At 61.4% G+C, this 16,391-nt stretch carries 11 protein-coding genes and 2 pseudogenes; 2 read left to right on the top strand and 11 right to left on the bottom strand.

Translation table 11 applies throughout. The annotated features are described in order from the left end of the window. Nucleotides 1-147: 147 nt before the first annotated feature. The 11 genes and pseudogenes from AB5975_16865 to mtnA all read right to left on the bottom strand — a co-directional run bounded on the left by AB5975_16865 (nt 148) and on the right by mtnA (nt 14,895). Entirely contained in the window at nt 148-1,581 is a 1,434-nt protein-coding gene (locus tag AB5975_16865) for an MBL fold metallo-hydrolase RNA specificity domain-containing protein (GenBank protein XDR18342.1), read from the bottom strand. Nucleotides 1,582-1,683: 102 nt separating this feature from the next. Continuing rightward, nucleotides 1,684-1,947 (bottom strand): lipopolysaccharide assembly protein LapA domain-containing protein, encoded by a 264-nt coding sequence (locus AB5975_16860; GenBank protein XDR18341.1) that lies wholly within the window; start codon nt 1,945-1,947, stop codon nt 1,684-1,686. Nucleotides 1,948-1,966: 19 nt separating this feature from the next. After that, nucleotides 1,967-2,263: an integration host factor subunit beta gene (ihfB, locus tag AB5975_16855; GenBank protein ID XDR18340.1), complete on the bottom strand. Its 297-nt coding sequence runs from the start codon at nt 2,261-2,263 to the stop codon at nt 1,967-1,969. A gap of 192 nt (nt 2,264-2,455) precedes the next feature. Beyond that, a complete protein-coding gene (locus AB5975_16850; GenBank protein XDR18339.1) occupies nt 2,456-3,514 on the bottom strand; it encodes an acyltransferase family protein in 1,059 nt (352 codons plus the stop codon). A gap of 91 nt (nt 3,515-3,605) precedes the next feature. Then, a pseudogene (gene rpsA, locus AB5975_16845) lies at nt 3,606-5,281 on the bottom strand (30S ribosomal protein S1). A gap of 124 nt (nt 5,282-5,405) precedes the next feature. Continuing rightward, nucleotides 5,406-6,092, bottom strand: coding sequence for a (d)CMP kinase (cmk, locus tag AB5975_16840; GenBank protein ID XDR18338.1), 687 nt, complete (start codon nt 6,090-6,092; stop codon nt 5,406-5,408). Continuing rightward, nucleotides 6,089-8,394: pseudogene (locus AB5975_16835) on the bottom strand (bifunctional prephenate dehydrogenase/3-phosphoshikimate 1-carboxyvinyltransferase). The gene cmk and the pseudogene AB5975_16835 overlap by 4 nt, the downstream one beginning before the upstream one ends. A gap of 94 nt (nt 8,395-8,488) precedes the next feature. After that, a complete protein-coding gene (gene pheA, locus AB5975_16830; protein XDR18337.1) occupies nt 8,489-9,583 on the bottom strand; it encodes a prephenate dehydratase in 1,095 nt (364 codons plus the stop codon). Next, entirely contained in the window at nt 9,583-10,668 is a 1,086-nt protein-coding gene (gene serC / locus AB5975_16825; GenBank protein ID XDR18336.1) for a 3-phosphoserine/phosphohydroxythreonine transaminase, read from the bottom strand. Before serC ends, pheA begins: the two co-directional genes overlap by 1 nt. A gap of 98 nt (nt 10,669-10,766) precedes the next feature. Continuing rightward, nucleotides 10,767-13,532, bottom strand: coding sequence for a DNA gyrase subunit A (gene gyrA / locus AB5975_16820; GenBank protein ID XDR18335.1), 2,766 nt, complete (start codon nt 13,530-13,532; stop codon nt 10,767-10,769). Nucleotides 13,533-13,818: 286 nt separating this feature from the next. After that, nucleotides 13,819-14,895, bottom strand: a complete 1,077-nt coding sequence (gene mtnA / locus AB5975_16815) for an S-methyl-5-thioribose-1-phosphate isomerase (GenBank protein XDR18334.1) — start codon at nt 14,893-14,895, stop codon at nt 13,819-13,821. A gap of 110 nt (nt 14,896-15,005) precedes the next feature. Here mtnA and ubiG point away from each other — a divergent pair, with 110 nt between their 5' ends. Together ubiG and mupP are read left to right on the top strand one after the other, a co-directional pair. Further along, nucleotides 15,006-15,704 (top strand): bifunctional 2-polyprenyl-6-hydroxyphenol methylase/3-demethylubiquinol 3-O-methyltransferase UbiG, encoded by a 699-nt coding sequence (gene ubiG / locus AB5975_16810; protein XDR18333.1) that lies wholly within the window; start codon nt 15,006-15,008, stop codon nt 15,702-15,704. A 2-nt stretch (nt 15,705-15,706) separates the two neighbouring features. Continuing rightward, nucleotides 15,707-16,378 carry an N-acetylmuramic acid 6-phosphate phosphatase MupP gene (mupP, locus tag AB5975_16805; GenBank protein ID XDR18332.1) on the top strand — a complete coding sequence of 224 codons (672 nt, stop codon included), beginning with the start codon at nt 15,707-15,709 and terminating at the stop codon, nt 16,376-16,378. Nucleotides 16,379-16,391 lie beyond the last annotated feature (13 nt).

Here is a 16,391-nt window from a genome sequence, read left to right as displayed (position 1 = left end):
AACCTCAGCGTAGCGGCAATTTGCTACTCCACCGCAAACCGCACGAAACGGCTTACAGCTTTAGCACTAATCCGACCTAAGAGGAAGACACCGCCTACAAAGTTCCACCGCAGCTCCGCGAACCGACGGCCTGCGACCCGCGACCTGCTAAGAGGCAACCATGACGTCGACCTCTATTCCGTCCTGAACACTGCGCCTGACGAGCGCCTGGGCCAAGACCATCTTCGCCCGCGCCTCTCCATGAACCAGGACAATTTTCCGGGACGCATGAGTACCGTCAAACGCGAAACTCACCAAACCCTCCTGATCCGCATGGCCACTGTACCCCGGTAAAGTTACTATTTTTGCGCGCACCTCATACATCCGCCCATCCAGATCAACCTGCACAAACCCTTCCGCCCCTTCGCTAGCCTGTATCACCGCCCCCGGCGTACCCTTGGCCTGATAGCCCACAAACATCACCTCATGCCGCGGATCTGCCAGCATGGCCTTGAGGTAATTGACGATACGCCCACCCGAGCACATGCCATTGCCGGCAATCACAATCGCCGGGCGACCGGTACTCTTGAGGTAGTTGACCACCTGCTGGTGGCGAGCATGGGTATCCACGCTGATCAGCTGACTGAAGCCGAGCGGATCACGCCCTTCAGCAACACGCGCCCTGGCCTCGTCATTCCAGTATTCGTGCAGCTCCCGGTAAACGCTGGTGATGCGCTGAGCCAGAGGCGAGTCGAGGATGATGGGCAACTGGGACCAGTCGATCGGCTCACCCTCAGGGGCTGGACCGGCTGCGCCCAGTAGTGCCTTGCGGTGCAGGATATCTTCCAGCTCAAACAGCACTTCTTGAGTGCGACCAAGACTGAATGCAGGGATCAGAATAGTGCCCTTGTCGGCGAGGGCGCGATCAATGGCATCTTCCAGCCGCCGCCTACGGTCGTCGACATGCGAATGCAGGCGGTCGCCATAGGTACTTTCCAGTACGAGCACATCAGCACGCTCTGGTGGCTGAACCGGACGCAGCAAGGGGTTGCCACACGCACCCAGGTCGCCGGAGAACACATAACGGCTGTTGGATTGCCCATGCTGCATGTCGCACTCGACATAAGCCGAGCCCAACAGATGGCCTGCGCGCTGCAAGCGAATGCGGCAGCCAAGGCCGGGATGCTCAACCAACGTGTGCCACTGCTCGAACGGCAGCGGCACAATAAGGTCACGAATAAAATCGATATACCGCGCCACCTGCGCAGGCTCACTGCTGATGGTCAGTTTGTAGGCATCTTCCAGCACCAACGGCAGCAGCCGGGCTGAGGGCTCGCTACACAGGATGGGGCCGCGATAGCCGGCGGCAAGCAGCGCCGGGATTCGACCAACGTGGTCGAGATGTACGTGGGTGATAACCAGAGCCCGGATACCCTGAATGTCGAAGCCGAGCGCCGCGCTTTCCGCACCCGGCGCCGCTTCGCTTCCCTGCTCCAGGCCGCAGTCGATCAACAGGCTGGTTGACGGATCGACGTGCAACTGGTGGCAAGACCCGGTGACGCCGCGGGTACCACCGTGATGGGAAAGGCTGGGATATTCCATGCTGCGCACACTCGCCTGGGCCGAAAATGAAGTGCGCTATTACTCCATGTCAACCGATGTATGCATAGGTGAAAGTTTCCTAAGCAGGTGTAGGAAATTTCCTTAATTTCCGCTTAGTGCCGCCTGTCGCGCAGAGGCCCTGATTTTGCGCTTGCTGCGCTGCACACCATAAGCCCCCAGCAATGGCCCTACCGCCAGACCAATGACCAAAGCTGCCAGTACCAGTACGGCTACCGGCATGGCCGGCGCGGCCCAACCGAACAGAACCAACGACACGGCCTGCTGGTTCTCCAGCACGAAGAACAGCACCACAGCCGCCAACAGCAGCACGAATACCGCCGCCAGGGCGCGCTTGAGGTTACGCATCAGATTCCTCCTTGGTTGATCAGGCTTCAGCCTCGTCTTCTTCATTGACCCGATCACGCAGCTCTTTGCCGGGCTTGAAGTGCGGCACGAATTTACCTTCGAGGCTGACCGACTGGCCGGTTTTTGGGTTGCGACCCACACGAGGTGCGCGATAGTGCAGCGAGAAGCTGCCAAAACCGCGAATTTCGATGCGATCGCCAGTGGCCAGGCATTGTGACATCTGCTCAAGCATGGTCTTGATGGCCAGCTCCACGTCCTTGGACGAGAGCAGCCCCTGATGGGTGACAATACGTTCGATCAGCTCCGACTTCGTCATATTTTTCCCTTCGTTATCAAGCAGCTAGATCATTGCTTAACCAGTTTGTAGCACGCCGGGAAGGTTTTGAACAGGGTGGTTCTTGACTTAATAAAAAAATTCAAGATTGAAGTTTTACAAGAATGGTCTAGCAGAAGGGGCTCACCATGACCCAACTCAGCGCGGGCATGCCAGCCACCCCCGCGCGCACCCTCACGCCAATTGCCGTCGAGGCCATTCATTCGAAAAGCGCCTTCTCATCAGCAATGCTGGCTTTTCCACCAGCTGCCACGACACATACCCTGCCAACCAAGAAGCCGGCACTGCGGCCAACATTAGCCAATACGGCCCGGCCCACGGCATCGCTCCCGCCAAAATCTGCTGGATCGGAAATGCATACAGATAGATCCCGTAGGAATAGTCCTGCACCAAAGAAGGCAGCCTCAATTGCGGGCAATACGCAAAATACAATGTCGCGTAAATAGTCAGGGTGGCGAAGGTAAATACCTCAAAGCGCCCACCCTTGCTCAATAAGAACAATCCAGCGCATAAGAGCAAAAGCCAGCCGGCATGCGGAATCATCGCCCTGCACGAATAGAACGCCGAGCCCGCCAGGAAACACACCACCAGCTTGAACGGGTAGTCTGCATAGGCAGGATGCAGGGTGTGCAACCCCAGCGAGACCAGCAGCGCCATCAGCGTCAGCCCCGATGCCGGCCAACGGAAAAACCTGGCCACAAGCACCAACGCCCCGAGAACCAAGTACATGCGCATTTCAAGCGGTATGGTCCACAAACTGCCATTGACCGAAACCCCTTGGAAGCGCGGGGTAAACGTCACTCCAGGCAGCACGAACTGGGCATCCTTGAAAATCAGCAGTGGGCTATAGAAGTACTTGTATACCTGGCCTTGCGAGAAATACTCGGCAAGCGGCAGCGAGGTAATCACAGGCCCCAGTACGAAAGCCATGAGGAACAAACACACCAACAGACCGGGCAGAATCCTGAGTGCACGCGCCAGGTAGAAATCCTTGACGCTGTTCCTCTCACCACTGGCAGCGATCAAAAATCCGCTGACCATGAAGAACACTTCTACACCTAGGCTGTGCACCGGCACCGGCATCCCCAACTGCATCCCCGGATCAGTGCAGCTCAGGCACTCCAGGTAAGAGAGCGCGAAGGAATGCCCAACCACCACCGCAGTTGCCGCCAGCAACCTGATGATCAGGAAATTGTTATCACGCCCACGACCTTTCATAACGTCGCCAAACATCAACATAACCGACCTGCCCCTCCGATTAGAGCCATTTTCGGCACAAAAAAGGGCGACCCGAGGGTCGCCCTTTTTACCGATCAAACAGAACTCAGTTCTGCTTGGCCATTGCTTCGCGCAGCAGCGCAGCCATGGTGGTGTCGGCAGCCGCTTCCGGAGCGTTTTTCAGGCTCTGGATGGCTTCGCGCTCTTCAGCGTCGTCTTTCGATTTGATCGACAGGCTGATAACGCGGGACTTGCGGTCAACGCTGATGATCTTGGCTTCGATCTCTTCGCCTTCCTTCAGAACGTTACGCGCGTCTTCAACGCGGTCACGGCTGATTTCGGAAGCTTTCAGAGTAGCTTCGATGTCGTCGGCCAGGGTGACGATGGCGCCTTTGGCGTCAACTTCTTTCACGATGCCCTTGACGATAGCGCCCTTGTCATTGACAGCAACGAAGTTGGAGAACGGATCGTCTTCCAACTGCTTGATGCCCAGGGAGATGCGCTCGCGCTCTGGGTCGACCGACAGGATGACGGTTTCCAGCTCGTCGCCCTTCTTGAAACGACGTACGGCTTCTTCGCCGGTTTCGTTCCAGGAGATGTCGGACAGGTGAACCAGACCGTCGATGCCGCCGTCCAGACCGATGAAGATACCGAAGTCGGTGATCGACTTGATGGTACCGGTGATCTTGTCACCCTTGTTGAACTGGCCGGAGAAGTCTTCCATGGGTTGGACTTGCACTGCTTGATGCCCAGGGAGATACGACGACGCTCTTCGTCGATGTCCAGAACCATGACTTCCACTTCGTCGCCAACCTGAACGACTTTCGACGGGTGGATGTTCTTGTTGGTCCAGTCCATTTCGGAAACGTGTACCAGACCTTCAACGCCTTCTTCCAGCTCAGCGAAGCAGCCGTAGTCGGTCAGGTTGGTAACGCGAGCTTGTACGCGAGTACCTTCTGGGTAACGGGCAGTGATAGCTACCCACGGATCTTCGCCCATCTGCTTCAGACCCAGCGATACGCGGTTGCGCTCGCGGTCGAACTTCAGAACGCGTACGTCGACTTCGTCGCCAACGTTAACGATTTCCGATGGGTGCTTGATGCGCTTCCAAGCCATGTCGGTGATGTGCAGCAGGCCGTCGATACCGCCCAGGTCCACGAATGCGCCGTAGTCGGTGAGGTTCTTGACGATACCCTTGACTTGCTGGCCTTCCTGCAGGGTTTCCAGCAGGGCTTCGCGCTCGGCGCTGTTCTCGGCTTCCAGCACGCTGCGACGCGAAACAACAACGTTGTTGCGCTTCTGGTCCAGCTTGATGACCTTGAATTCCAGCTCTTTGCCTTCCAGGTGGGTGGTGTCGCGCACTGGGCGGACATCAACCAGGGAGCCCGGCAGGAACGCACGGATGCCGTTAACGTCGACAGTGAAGCCGCCTTTAACCTTACCGTTGATAACGCCCTTGACCACTTCTTCGGCGGCGAAAGCTGCTTCCAGAACAATCCAGCACTCGGCGCGCTTGGCTTTTTCACGGGACAGTTTGGTTTCGCCAAAGCCGTCTTCGACCGCGTCCAGCGCAACGTGCACTTCGTCACCGACCTTGATGGTCAGCTCGCCAGCTTCGTTGTAGAACTGCTCGAGCGGGATGACGCCCTCGGACTTCAGGCCAGCGTGTACGGTAACCCAGTCGCCGTCGATGTCGACAACGATACCGGTGATGATCGCACCCGGCTGAAGATTGAGGGTTTTCAGGCTTTCTTCAAAGAGTTCTGCAAAGCTTTCGCTCATTTTAATTCCTGTAGATTCGGGCGAAACAAACGCCCATAACCACATTCCAGACAATGTGGGTTCGTTTTAAGTAAAGGAAAGCCGGCAGGACGTTGACTGGTGCCCCTGCCTGCTTTCCTGGCTATCAGGCGAGATCGCGCTGGGCGATTTCACTTCTGATACGTTGCAACACCTGCTCGATGGACAACTCGGTAGAGTCCAACTGAATGGCATCGGCCGCTGGCTTCAGCGGGGCCACTGCACGTTGGGTGTCGCGCTCATCACGCGCACGAATCTCATCCAGCAGACTCGACAGACTAACATCTTCACCCTTGCCCTTCAACTGCAGGTAACGGCGACGTGCGCGCTCCTCCGCACTGGCGGTGAGGAAGACCTTCAATGGCGCGTCCGGAAACACCACGGTACCCATGTCGCGGCCGTCGGCGATAAGCCCCGGCACGTCGCGGAATTCACGCTGGCGCACCAACAGTGCATCACGCACGGCCGGCAGCGAGGCCACCATCGACGCACCCGCGCCGACGGTTTCGGTACGGATGACGTTGCTGACGTCCTCACCCTCGAGGATGATTTGTTGCAGCTTACCGGGCTCGGCGGCGATGAACTGCACATCCAGATGGGCGGCAAGCTTGGTCAGCAACTCTTCGTTGGTCAGGTCGACGCCGTGGTTGCTGGCATTGAATGCCAGCAACCGGTAAAGCGCGCCAGAATCCAGCAGCTTCCAGCCCAGCTCTCGGGCCAGCAGGCCGGCGACCGTGCCCTTGCCCGAGCCGCTCGGCCCGTCGATGGTGATGACCGGTGCCAGCAAATTCACGACTTGCCCTCTTCCGCCACGCGGATGCCCACTTCGGCGCACAGTGCCAGGAAGTTGGGGAACGAGGTGGCGACGTTGGCGCAGTCGTGGATGCGGATCGGCGCACTGGCGCGCAGCGAGGCCACGCTGAAGGCCATGGCGATGCGGTGGTCACCATGCCCGTGTACTTCGCCGCCGCCCAACTGGCCGCCGTCGATGATGATGCCGTCCGGGTCGGCTCGCACTTGATTCCCAGCGTGATCAGGCCGTCAGCCATGACCTGGATGCGGTCGGACTCCTTCACCCGCAGCTCTTCGGCGCCACGTAGCACTGTGCGCCCTTCAGCGCATGCAGCCGCGACGAACAGCACCGGGAATTCGTCGATGGCCAGCGGCACCAACGCTTCTGGAATATCGATACCTTTGAGCTGGGCACCGCGCACACGCAGGTCGGCCACTGGCTCGCCGCCGACTTCACGCTGGTTTTCCAGGGTGATGTCGCCACCCATCAGGCGCAGAATGTCGATTACGCCGGTACGGGTCGGGTTGATGCCAACGTGCTCCAGCACCAACTCGGAGCCTTCGGCGATAGAAGCTGCCACCAGGAAGAACGCCGCCGAGGAAATGTCGGCCGGCACTTCGATGCGGGTAGCGGTCAGTTTGCCGCCGGACTGCAGCGAAGCGACTGGGCCGTTGCTTTCGACCGAATAGCCGAAACCACGCAGCATGCGCTCGGTGTGGTCACGGGTAGGCGCAGGCTCGGTGACAGTGGTCTTGCCTTCGGCGTACAGGCCAGCCAGCAGCAGGCAGGATTTTACCTGGGCGCTGGCCATCGGCAGCGTGTAGGTCAGCCCCTTGAGCTTGTGGCCACCACGGATGGTCAGCGGCGGGCGGCCTTCCGGACCGGTCTCGACCACGGCACCCATTTCGCGCAGCGGGTTGGCCACACGGTTCATCGGGCGCTTGGACAGCGAGGCGTCGCCCGTCATGGTCACGTCGAACGACTGACCGGCCAACAGGCCCGACAGCAGGCGCATCGAAGTACCGGAGTTACCCACATACAGCGGGCCAGGCGGCGGCTTGAGGCCATGCAGGCCGACACCATGAATGGTCACTCGACCATGGTTGGGGCCTTCGATGACCACACCCATGTCACGGAATGCCTGCAGGGTCGCCAGCGCGTCTTCACCCTCGAGGAAGCCTTCGACCTCGGTAGTGCCTTCGGCCAGCGAGCCGAGCATGATCGAGCGGTGGGAAATCGACTTGTCGCCCGGTACGCGAATCCGCCCGTTCAGGCGGCCACCCGGTTGGGCCAGGAAAATCAGATCGTTGGCGTTCATAGCGTCCACATAGGCCCGGCGGGCCAGGATTTTACTGAAATGCTCGCGGGCAACCCGAGCGCGGGTGAATACACCCAGCAGTTGGTGCCCGTCCCCTTCAGCGATCGCGTCGCGCAAGGCGTCGAGATCGCTGCGATATGTATCAAGCGTGCGCAGGACAGCGTCGCGGTTGGCGAGGAAGATGTCGTGCCACATGGTCGGGTCGCTGCCGGCGATTCTTGTGAAATCGCGGAAGCCTCCCGCAGCGTACCGGAAGATCTCGAGGTTTTCATTGCGCTTGGCCAGCGAATCGACCAAGCCAAAGGCCAGCAGGTGCGGCAGATGACTGGTGGCGGCCAGCACTTCATCATGGCGCTCGACCGACATGTGCTCCACGTCGGCATCCAGCGCACGCCACAGGCGGTCGACCAAGGCCAGCGCCGCCGGGTCGGTTTCGACCAGCGGCGTGAGAATCACCTTGTGCCGACGGAACAGGGTGGCGTTTGAGGCCTCTACCCCGCTTTGCTCGGAGCCGGCGATGGGATGGCCTGGAACGAAGCGTGGCAGGCGCTGCCCGAAAACGGCGCGCGCCTCACGAACGACGTTGCCCTTGGCACTGCCGACGTCGGTGATGATCGCATCACCCAGGTCGAGCCGGGCCAAGCGGGCCAGGACTTTCTCCATGGCCAGGATTGGCACGGCCAGCTGGATGACATCGGCACCGACACAGGCAGCAGCCAGGTCTTCTTCGCAGCGGTCGACCACGCCCAGGGCCACGGCCTGCTTGCGCGAAGGGGCATCCAGGTCGACCCCGACCACTTCCCGGCACAGGCCGCTTTCACGCAGGCCCTTGGCGAACGAGCCTCCGATCAGGCCGAGGCCGACCACGACCAAGCGGTTGATGATTGGCGCGGGTTTGGTTTTTGCTGCATTTACCACTGATGCGAACCCTGTTCTGAAATCTGGACAGCCTGTGAGACCGCAGGGGGCTGCTTTGCAGCCCATCGCGACACAAGGCCGCTCCTACAAGGGACTGCGTACTCCTGTAGGAGCGGCCTTGTGTCGCGATGGGCCGCGCAGCGGCCCCGGCAACCTTGAATCAAAGCACCGCCTTTGGATAAGAGCCCAGCACCTTCAGCGCCACAGCCTCCTGGCTGATCTGCTCGAGCACCGCCTTGATCAGCGGGTCGCGGTGGTGGCCAACGAAGTCGATGAAGAACACGTAGGTCCACTTGCCGCTGCGCGACGGGCGGGTCTCGATACGGGTCAGGTCGATGCCGTTCTGGTGGAACGGCACCAGCAACTCGTGCAGGGCACCTGGCTTGTTGCTCATCGACACGATGATCGAGGTCTTGTCGTCACCGGTCGGTGGCACTTCCTGGCTACCAATCATCAGGAAGCGCGTGGAGTTGTCCGGGCGGTCTTCGATTTTCTCGGCCAGGCGGGTCAAACCGTACAGGTTGGCCGCCATGTCGCCGGCGATCGCCGCCGAGTTCCACTCGCCCTTGACCCGTTTGGCCGCTTCGGCGTTGCTCGACACGGCCACGCGCTCAACGTTCGGGTAATGCGCGTCCAGCCACTTGCGGCACTGGGCCAGCGACTGGGCGTGGGAATAGATGCGGGTGATGCTGTCGGTCTTGGTGTTCTCGCCCACCAGCAGGTGGTGGTGGATACGCAGCTCGACTTCGCCGCAAATCACCATGTCATGCTCGAGGAAGCTGTCCAGGGTGTGGCTGACCGCACCTTCGGTGGAGTTTTCCACCGGCACCACGCCGAAGTTGACGGCACCGGCCGCCACTTCACGGAATACTTCGTCGATGGCCGCCATTGGCCGGCTGACCACCGCGTGGCCGAAGTGTTTCATGGCCGCGGCTTGGGTGAACGTACCCTCGGGGCCGAGGTAGGCGACTTTCAGCGGCTCTTCCAGGGCCAGGCACGACGACATGATTTCGCGGAACAGCCGCGCCATCTCTTCGTTGCCCAGCGGGCCCTTGTTGCGCTCCATCACGCGCTTGAGCACCGCAGCCTCACGCTCGGGACGGTAGAACACCGGCTTCTCGCCTTCTTTCAGCGAGGCGGTCTTGACCCGGGCCACTTCTTCGGCGCAACGGGCGCGGTCGCTGATCAGCTCGAGGATTTTCTCGTCGAGGCTGTCGATGCGTACGCGCAGCGCCTTGAGCTCCTGTTCGGACATCAGCCGTGCTCCTTCTCGAATTCAGCCATGTAGCCCACCAGCGCGTCCACCGCCTCCAGGCCCAGGGCGTTGTAGATGGAGGCGCGCATGCCGCCAACCGAACGGTGGCCCTTGAGATTGAGCAGGCCACGGGCGTCGGCGCCGGCGAGGAAGGCCTTGTCCAGGCGCTCATCAGCCAGGCGGAACGGCACGTTCATCCACGAACGAGCATTGACGCTGATCGGGTTGGTGTAGAAATCGCTGTTGTCGATGAAGCCATACAGACGCTCTTTCTTGGCGCGGTTGCGCTGCTCCATGGCGTCGACGCCACCCTGCTCTTTCAACCACTCGAAGACCAGGCCCGAGAGGTACCAGGAGTAGGTGGCCGGGGTGTTGTACATCGAACCGTTGTCGGCCGACACCTTGTAGTCGAGCATGGTCGGGCAGCTGCTGCGGGCGCGGCCCAGCAGGTCTTCACGGACGATCACCACCACCAGGCCGCTTGGGCCGATGTTCTTCTGCGCGCCGGCGTAGATCAGGCCGTACTGCGACACATCGATCGGACGCGAGAGGATGTCGGACGACATGTCGACGACCAGCGGCACGTCACCGGTTTCCGGCACCCAGTCAAACTGCAGGCCGCCAATGGTCTCGTTGGACGCATAGTGCACGTAGGCCGCGCTCTTGGTCAGGCTCCACTCGTTCTGACCTGGGATGGCCAGGTAATCGTATGGCTTGGCGCTGGCGGCGACATTGACGTTGCCAAAGCGGCGCGCTTCCTCGATGGCCTTCTTCGACCAGATACCGGTTTCGATGTAGTCGGCGGTACCGTTTTCCGGCAGCAGGTTCAGCGGGATTTCAGCGAACTGCTGGCTGGCACCACCCTGCAGGAACAACACCTTGTAGTTGGAGGGGACGGACAGCAGGTCACGCAGGTCCTGCTCGGCCTTTTCGGCGATGGCCACGTAATCGTCGCTGCGATGGCTCATTTCCATCACCGACAAGCCCTTGCCACGCCAGTCCAGCATCTCGGCCTGGGCGCGCTGCAGGACAGCGTCAGGAAGCGCGGCAGGGCCTGCGCAGAAGTTAAAGGCTCGTTTGCTCACATCCACTCTCGCTCTGCCAAATAGAACAAATTCGTTGTTGCCTGCTGCAATCAGTCAAACGGGGCGACCTTGGTCGCCCCGCTCGGGTTTACGCTTGCTTACTCTTGCGGGGCCTCTTCGGCGCCAGCAGCTTCTTCGTTGTCTGGCGCTTCAGCCTCGACACCCTCCTCGTCCGCCTCGACCACATCATCGAGTTCGTCCTCGGACGGCTCCTGGATACGCTCCAGGCCCACCAGCGTCTCATCAGCCGCCAGCTTGATCAGCGTAACGCCCTGGGTGTTACGGCTCAGGCTGGATACCTCGCCAACCCGGGTGCGCACCAGCGTACCCTGGTCGGAGATCAACATGATCTCCTCGCCTTCCTGCACCTGGATAGCACCGATCAGCAGACCGTTGCGCCCCTTGGTACCCATGGCGATCACACCCTGGCCACCACGGCCGCGACGCGGGAACTTGGACAGCGGGGTGCGCTTGCCGAAGCCACGCTCGGACGCGGTGAGGATCTGCGAGCCCGACTCGGGGATCAGCATGGAAATGATGCGCTGACCTTTACCCAGTTTCATGCCGCGCACACCACGCGCGTTACGGCCCATTTCACGCACTACGCTCTCGGCGAAGCGGATGACCTTGCCGGCGTCGGAGAACATCATGACTTCTTTGGCGCCGTCGGTGATGGCCGCTGCAATCAAGGTATCGCCTTCCTTGAGCTTCAAGGCGATCAGGCCGTTGGAGCGCGGACGGGCGAACTGCACCAGCGGGGTCTTCTTGACGGTGCCGGAGGCGGTAGCCATGAAGATGTACGCGCCGGTCGGCTCCGCCACCCACTCCGGAGTGTCGCCGTCTTCTTCGTCGACTTCCTCGGCCTCTACCAGCTCACCTTCGAGCACGGTGTCATCCGCTTCTTCCAGCTCTTCGTCGAGGTCGGCGTTCTGCTGCAGCGCTTCGAGGTCGATCTGCAGCATGGCGGTGATGCGCTCACCCTCCTCCAGCGGCAGCAGGTTGACCAGCGGGCGACCACGGGCAGCACGGGACGCTTCGGGGATTTCGTAGGTCTTCTTCCAGTACACCTTGCCCTTGCTGGAGAACAGCAACAGGGTGGCGTGGCTGTTGGCGACCAGCAGGTGCTCGATGTAGTCCTCGTCCTTCACGCCAGTCGCCGACTTGCCTTTGCCGCCACGGCGCTGGGCCTGGTAAGCGGACAATGGCTGGGTCTTGGCATAACCACCGTGAGAGATGGTGACCACGCGCTCTTCTTCCGGGATCATGTCGCCGTAGTTGAGGTCGTGGCTGGCATTGAGGATTTCGGTACGACGGGCATCGCCGTATTCGGCGCGAATGGCCTCCAGCTCTTCGCGGATCACTTCCATCAGGCGCTCGGCGCTGCTGAGGATGCGGATCAGTTCGCCGATCTGCTCGAGGATTTCCTGGTACTCGGCCAGCAGCTTCTCGTGCTCCAGGCCGGTCAGGCGGTGCAGGCGCAGGTCGAGAATGGCCTGAGCCTGCTCAGGCGACAGGAAGTACTTGCCATCATGCAGCCCGTACTGTTCCGGCAGGTCCTCTGGGCGGCAGGAGTCGGCGCCAGCGCGCTCAACCATGACCTGCACGGCGCTGGATTCCCACGGCGTGGAAACCAGGGCTTCCTTGGCTTCGGACGGGGTCGGCGAGGCCTTGATCAGGGCAATGACCGGGTCGATGTTGGACAGCGCGACCGCCTGGCCTTCAAGGATGTGGCCACGTTCACGGGCCTTGCGCAGCTCGAACACGGTACGGCGGGTCACCACTTCACGGCGGTGACGGACGAACGCTTCGAGCAGGTCCTTGAGGTTGAGCAGGCGCGGACGGCCATCGACCAATGCCACCACGTTGATGCCGAACACGCTCTGCAGCTGGGTTTGCTGATAGAGGTTGTTGAGCACCACCTCCGGCACCTCGCCGCGACGCAGCTCGATGACGATGCGCATGCCGTCCTTGTCGGACTCGTCGCGCAGCTCGGTAATGCCTTCGATCTTCTTCTCTTTGACCAGCTCGGCGATCTTTTCGATCAGGCGTGCCTTGTTCAGCTGGTACGGCAGCTCGGTGATGACGATCTGCTGGCGGCCGCCTACCTTGTCGATGTCTTCGATCTCGGAGCGGGCACGCATGTAGATGCGGCCCCGGCCGGTGCGATAGGCCTCGATGATGCCCTGGCGACCGTTGATGATGCCGGCAGTCGGGAAGTCTGGCCCAGGAATGAACTGCATCAGTTCATCAATGGTGACGTCCGGGTTGTCGATCAGCGCCAGGCAGCCGTCGATGACCTCGCCAAGGTTGTGCGGCGGAATGTTGGTCGCCATGCCCACGGCGATACCGCTGGAGCCGTTGACCAGCAGGTTGGGAATACGGGTCGGCATGACCGCCGGAATCTGCTCGGTGCCGTCGTAGTTGGGCACCCAGTCGACGGTTTCCTTGTGCAGGTCGGCCAGCAGCTCGTGGGCCAGCTTGGTCATGCGCACTTCGGTGTATCGCATAGCCGCGGCGTTGTCGCCGTCCACCGAACCGAAGTTGCCCTGACCGTCGACCAGCAGGTAGCGCAGCGAGAACGGCTGGGCCATACGCACGATGGTGTCGTAGACCGCGGTGTCGCCGTGCGGGTGGTACTTACCGATCACGTCACCGACCACACGGGCGGATTTCTTGTACGGCTTGTTCCAGTCGTTGCCCAGTTCGCTCATCGCATAGAGAACGCGACGATGCACGGGCTTCAAGCCGTCACGCGCATCGGGCAGCGCTCGCCCGACAATCACGCTCATCGCGTAGTCGAGGTAAGACTGTCTCAGTTCGTCTTCGATATTGACCGGGAGGATTTCTTTGGCCAGTTCGCCCATGAGAAGCCTGATTCCTTTTTCTGGTGAAACTTCGCAGCTCCATCAAGGGCCGAACGAAGCTCGCCGCCGCAGCGCATATGGGTGCGACGACTTACGACAAATCAATGAGTTGTGCCATGGATCTGCGCAATGAAGGCCGCCGTGATGGGCGGTCCTGGAAACTGCCGGATGTTATCACAAAGGCGGGGGCGGTGGGGAGATGTGGCAGGTGGTCTCAGGTGGGTTTGAATCTTGAATTTTCATTGCCTGTACCGGCCTCTTCGCGGCGGTACAGGCAATACAGGCATCAGTGCAACCGCTTACGGCAAATCAGCTGGGCCAGCTTGGCAGTATCCGGGCGCTCGACGATGCCGCGCTCGGTCACGATCACATCGATCAGGTCGGCCGGGGTCACGTCGAATACCGGGTTGAACACCTCGACATCCGGCACCGCCGGGGCACCGCCAAAGTCCAGCCACTCGTCGGCGTCACGCTCCTCCAACGGGATATCCTCGCCCGTGGCCAGGTTCAGGTCGATGCTGGTGCTCGGCGCTACCACCATGAACCGCACACCATGATGCATGGCGCTGACCGCCAGCTGATAGGTGCCGATCTTGCTGGCCACGTCGCCGTTGGCGGCAATGCAGTCCGCCCCCACCACCACCCAGGTGATGCCTTTGGTCTTCATCAGGTGGGCCAGCGCCGAATCGGCGCACAGGGTCACCGGGATGCCTTCGTTGGCCAGCTCCCAGGCGGTCAGGCGCGAGCCTTGCAACCAGGGACGGGTCTCGCCGGCATAGACCCGCTCGACCATGCCCTCCAGGTAACCGGCGCGAATAACCCCCAGTGCGGTACCAAAGCCGCCGCTGGCCAGGGCGCCGGCGTTGCCGTAGGTGAGCAAGGCCTGGGCATTGCCCTGATGGCGACGGATCAGCTCGATACCTTGCTGGGACATGGTCAGGTTGGCTTCACGGTCGCTTTCATGGATAGCCACGGCTTCGGCTTCCAGCGCGGCGAGCACGTCTTCGTCCGCTCGCAGGCGCAGCAGGCGCTCGCGCATGCGGTTCAGCGCCCAGAACAGGTTGGCAGCAGTGGGGCGCGCTTCGGCCAGGGTGAGAAAGTCTTCTTCCAGGTCCATCTCCCAATCGCCACCCTGGGCCAGCCGCTCTTCAAGGGCCAGCACCAGGCCGTAGGCGGCGGCAATGCCGATGGCCGAAGCCCCGCGCACCACCATGTCGCGGATCGCCGCAGCCACCTGCGCAACATTGTCGCAGGCCAGCCAGCGCTCTTGCGACGGCAGCAGACGCTGGTCGAGCAGGTGCAAGGCGCCGCCCTGCCAGCGGATCGCGGTCACCTTCTCCGCCGCCAAAAGTCGCTCGCGCATCACCTCTCCCTGTCGTTCGGATATCAAAAGCCGGCGATTATAGCGACCCTTGGGGCTGAGCGCTCGGGTATACTCCGGCGCAATTTTGCGAAGTTTCAGAGGACTGTTCAATGAGCAACGTCGACCGCGCCGAAATCGCCAAGTTCGAAGCGCTGGCCCACCGCTGGTGGGACCGCGAAAGCGAGTTCAAGCCGCTGCACGAAATCAACCCGCTGCGCGTCAACTGGATCGACGAGCGGGCCAGCCTGGCCGGCAAGAAAGTGCTGGACGTAGGCTGTGGCGGCGGCATCCTCAGCGAAGCCATGGCCCTGCGCGGCGCCACGGTCACCGGTATCGACATGGGCGAGGCACCGCTGGCAGTGGCCCAACTGCATCAGCTGGAGTCGGGCGTGCAGGTGGAATACCGGCAGATCACCGCCGAAGCGCTGGCCGAGGAAATGCCTGAACAGTTCGACGTGGTCACCTGCCTTGAAATGCTCGAGCACGTGCCCGACCCGTCTTCGGTGATTCGCGCCTGCTACCGCATGGTCAAGCCTGGCGGCCAGGTGTTCTTCTCCACCATCAACCGCAACCCCAAGGCCTACCTGCTGGCCATCGTCGGCGCCGAATACATTCTGAAAATGCTGCCGCGCGGCACCCATGACTTCAAGAAGTTCATCCGCCCGTCCGAGCTGGGTGCCTGGAGCCGCGATGCCGGCCTGCAGGTAAAGGACATCATCGGCCTCACCTACAACCCGCTGACCAAGCACTACAAGCTCAACAGCGACGTCGACGTCAACTACATGATCCAGACCCTGCGCGAGGAATAAGCATGCGTTTGCGAGCAGTACTCTTCGACATGGACGGCACCTTGCTCGACACGGCGCCGGACTTCATCGCCATTTGCCAGGCCATGCTCGCCGAGCGCGGCCTGCCGGCCGTTGACGACAACCTGATCCGCGGCGTGATCTCTGGCGGCGCGCGCGCCATGGTTGCCGCCACGTTTGCCATGGACCCGGAAACCGAAGGCTTCGAGGCCCTGCGCCTGGAGTTCCTCGAGCGCTACCAACGCGACTGCGCGGTACACAGCAAACTGTTCGATGGCATGGCCGAGCTGCTGGCCGACATCGAAAAAGGCAACCTGCTGTGGGGCGTGGTCACCAACAAGCCGGTACGCTTCGCCGAGCCGATCATGCAGCAACTGGGCCTGGCCGAACGCTCGGCACTGCTGATCTGCCCGGACCACGTGAAAAACAGCAAACCCGACCCCGAACCGCTGATCCTGGCCTGCAAAACCTTGAACCTGGACCCGGCCAGCGTGCTGTTCGTCGGCGACGACCTGCGCGACATCGAGTCTGGCCGCGACGCTGGCACCCGCACGGCGGCGGTGCGCTACGGCTATATTCATCCAGAGGACAACCCGAACAACTGGGGCGCCGACGTGGTGGTGGACCACCCGCTGGAGCTGCGCAAAGTGATCGACAGCGCGCTGTGCGGCTGCTGAACTAGAGACAGGG

Source organism: Pseudomonas putida, assembly GCA_041071465.1.
Classification (GTDB): domain Bacteria; phylum Pseudomonadota; class Gammaproteobacteria; order Pseudomonadales; family Pseudomonadaceae; genus Aquipseudomonas; species Aquipseudomonas putida_P.
Note: the sequence above shows the minus strand (reverse complement) of the source record. Positions and strands in the feature narration are given on the sequence as shown.